Origin of the sequence: Microcystis sp. M169S2 (assembly GCF_020245865.1) — a bacterium.
Classification (GTDB): domain Bacteria; phylum Cyanobacteriota; class Cyanobacteriia; order Cyanobacteriales; family Microcystaceae; genus Microcystis; species Microcystis ichthyoblabe_A.
On record NZ_JADBUB010000058.1, the window covers coordinates 1 to 3,108 of the forward strand.

Below are 3,108 nucleotides of genomic sequence, written 5' to 3' on the forward strand. Positions count from 1 at the left end.
TATGCTTCCTCCATTCTCTACATAATCAATTACTTTTTTTCTCAAGTCTAGGCTATAGGACATTTTTCTGGATGGGTTGCTTGTTTCTCCTTATTTTACCTTATTTTTTACTTGTATCATACTTATTTGAAATGACTATAACTTAAAACTTACATCTGATAACTGATAACTGATAACTGATAACTGTTAAACCGTGCCTTTAAATAAACCTTGGGGACGGAATAATAACAGCAAGATCATAATTAATAAAGCCACGGCTAATTTATAATCAGAACCAATTAAGGGAACACTAATTTCTTGAGCAACACCAATAATTAAAGCCCCAGCAATCGCTCCGTAGGGATTACCAATACCACCCAAAATAACGGCCGCAAACATTGGTAAGATTAAAAACCAGCCCATATTGGGACGCACTCCCCCGGTAATTAACCCGAACATCCCTCCGGCTAAAGCAGTTAAAACTCCCGTGATTATCCATGTCCAGAAAACAACCCATTCGACGTTAATTCCGGTTACTCTAGCTAAATCGTTGCTGTCAGCTACGGCACGCATCGCCTTACCGATCTTAGTTTTTTGTAATAAAAAATGGAGGGCAATAATAACTATAATTGCCAAACCAATGACTAACAAGCGATCAAAAGCTACTTTAATCCCAAAAATTTCTGTAGCGGTCATCACAGGGAGATCGTAGCGTTGATTACTGCCGCCCCAGATCATTAAAATACCATTGCGAAGAAATAAAGCCAAACCGATCGAAATAATAATTAAAGTGGTAGAATCAGCCCGTCGATCGCGCATAGGTTTCCATAATAATCTCTCGGCAATGAGCATGGCAATAGCTGTCACCGCTGCCCCCACCAGCATCGCTAACCAGAGATTAATCCCTTGAGCATTTACCAGCCAAGTTATGTAAGCACCCAAAGTCATAAAATCGCCGTGGGCAAAATTAGACAGACGCAAAATGCCACAGGTAAGGGTTAAACCGACAGCAGCCAGAGCAATAATACTGCCGACGGCTAAACCATTGAATAAAAGTTGCGGTGTATCCATCAAACCTCTTGTATAAATCAAAAATTGTCCTTAGAAATAGCAGTCAGGAGAGAGAAAATTAATTAACTTTTGTCTTTTACCTTATTTAACTGAAAGCTGAGGGACTGTAGCTTAAATATTTTTGTTTAGACCCAATTGCATGGCAGTATAAGCTTAGACAGCTATTATAAAGGTTTGTGTGCCAGCAATTTCTGGCGGCCGGCGAAAAGCTGACGGCGGATGACTTACTGCTATAAAATCAAGAATGCCCACTGATGGAATTTGCCGCCAATGAAGACTATCTTTCGATTAGCGATCGCTTTTTTTGCCTCACTATTTATCCTATCTCCTGTCAATGCCTTAGCTGCCAGTTCTGCTGCTGTCACAGGAGCCAATGCCAGTTATGAAAACCAGAATCTGACAGGAAAGGATTTTTCGGGACAAAATTTGCAATCTGCCCAATTTACTAACGTTAATCTGCAAGATTCTAACTTTAGCTCTGCCGATTTGCGCGGGGCAGTGTTTAACGGAGCCTCTATCATCGAAGGCAACTTTCATGGAGCGGACTTAACCAATGGGTTAGCCTATCTGAGTACCTTTAAAAATTCCGATTTAAGCGATGCCATTTTTGCCGAGGCAATTATGCTGCGCACCATTTTCGAGGGAGTAAATATCAACGGTGCTGATTTTAGTTTTGCCGTGCTTGACGCTCAACAAATCAAAAATCTCTGTGAAAGAGCCGAGGGTGTCAACTCAAAAACCGGCGTCTCTACCCCGGAATCTTTAGGATGTGATCAATGATGCAAACAAGGGTTGGTGTTATTGGTGGTGGACAATTAGCTTGGATGATGGCACAGGAAGCCAAGAAATTAGGCATTTCTCTGATTGTACAAACACCACACCCCGACGATCCCGCCGTTGCTTTAGCTGACGGGGTTGTCTTCGCGGAAATAGCTGACGCGGAAGGCACAAAAAAACTAGCTCAACATTGTGATCTGATCACGTTTGAAAATGAGTTTGTTAATTTAGATGCCCTAGAAGAATTAGCGGCCACAGGAGTGCAATTCTATCCTAGTTTGGCAAATCTGCGCCCCCTATTGGATAAATACGAGCAAAGATGTTATTTGCGCTCCCTAGGGTTGCCTGTGCCTGATTTTTGGGCGATAGATAATTTATCCCCACTAGAAAATTATCCTTTTCCGCTAGTACTGAAAGCGCGACGACACGGTTATGATGGTCAAGGAACCTTTATTATTCGCACTCCTGAAGAATTAAACGCCAAAAAGCCGCAATTAGAGCGTCTTGACTTGATGTTAGAAGCTTATATTCCCTACGAGCGCGAATTAGCCATCGTTGCCGCTAGGGGATTAACCGGGGAAATCGTCACCTATCCCGTGGTGGAAACCTATCAAGAGGAGCAAGTCTGTCACTGGGTAATCGCTCCCGCCGCTCTTAACCAATCATTACAATCTCAAACCGAATCTATCTCCCATCATCTGTTAAGTAGTTTGTCGGCGGTGGGTGTTTTCGGGATGGAATTATTTGTCACTTCCCAGGGAGAGGTATTGATTAATGAAATCGCTCCCCGTACCCATAATTCTGGTCATTACAGCCTTTCTGCCTGTCTTACCTCCCAATTTGCTCTACAACTGCAAGCAGTGGCTAATTTGCCCCTCGGAGCCACGGATTTAAAATCTGCCGGGGCAGTTATGGTGAATCTATTGGGTTTTGAGGATAGTGACGGTGATTATGCCGAAAAAAGAGCAGTTTTAGCGGCAATCCCCGGCGCTCACCTTTTTTGGTATGGTAAAAAGTCCCGTCCCGGTCGAAAATTAGGCCATGTCACCCTCTTAAGGGATACAAGCGATCGCTCTGAGTTATTGGCCCTAGCAAAACAGATAGAAAAGCTTTGGTATGGTTGTTAGGGAATTATGAATTATAGACCTCTTGCAAAAGTCTTAAGTCGATCCTTTTACAGCAACATTTTTGAAGATTATCAACTACTAATAAATAATTAACTGAAAGTCCCTCCCATTATTGTTTCTATCGTTTGTTTTCGGATTTATGCAAGAGGTCTAA

Annotated in this window: 4 protein-coding genes; 2 read left to right on the top strand and 2 right to left on the bottom strand. The window is 42.4% G+C overall.

Annotation, left to right across the window (positions count from 1 at the left end; genetic code table 11):
* Positions 1-63 (bottom strand): IS630 transposase-related protein (locus IM485_RS06390; protein ID WP_271948249.1); only part of this gene is annotated, 63 nt, incomplete at its 3' end.
* Positions 64-186: 123 nt separating this feature from the next.
* Positions 187-1,050 carry a branched-chain amino acid ABC transporter permease gene (locus IM485_RS06395; RefSeq protein WP_287742031.1) on the bottom strand — a complete coding sequence of 288 codons (864 nt, stop codon included), beginning with the start codon at positions 1,048-1,050 and terminating at the stop codon, positions 187-189.
* Between the two features lie 270 nt (positions 1,051-1,320).
* On the opposite strand from IM485_RS06395, the gene IM485_RS06400 reads away from it, so the two are divergent.
* Positions 1,321-1,830 (top strand): pentapeptide repeat-containing protein, encoded by a 510-nt coding sequence (locus tag IM485_RS06400; protein WP_104396853.1) that lies wholly within the window; start codon positions 1,321-1,323, stop codon positions 1,828-1,830.
* Entirely contained in the window at positions 1,827-2,954 is a 1,128-nt protein-coding gene (locus tag IM485_RS06405; protein WP_104396852.1) for a 5-(carboxyamino)imidazole ribonucleotide synthase, read from the top strand. The genes IM485_RS06400 and IM485_RS06405 overlap by 4 nt, the downstream gene beginning before the upstream one ends.
* Positions 2,955-3,108 lie beyond the last annotated feature (154 nt).

What these genes read in the sequence shown, in the direction of transcription:
- IM485_RS06395 (WP_287742031.1), bottom strand. Translation starts at nt 1,050, where the DNA reads ATGGATACACCGCAACTTTTATTCAATGGTTTAGCCGTCGGCAGTATT.
- IM485_RS06400 (WP_104396853.1), top strand. Translation starts at nt 1,321, where the DNA reads ATGAAGACTATCTTTCGATTAGCGATCGCTTTTTTTGCCTCACTATTT.
- IM485_RS06405 (WP_104396852.1), top strand. Translation starts at nt 1,827, where the DNA reads ATGATGCAAACAAGGGTTGGTGTTATTGGTGGTGGACAATTAGCTTGG.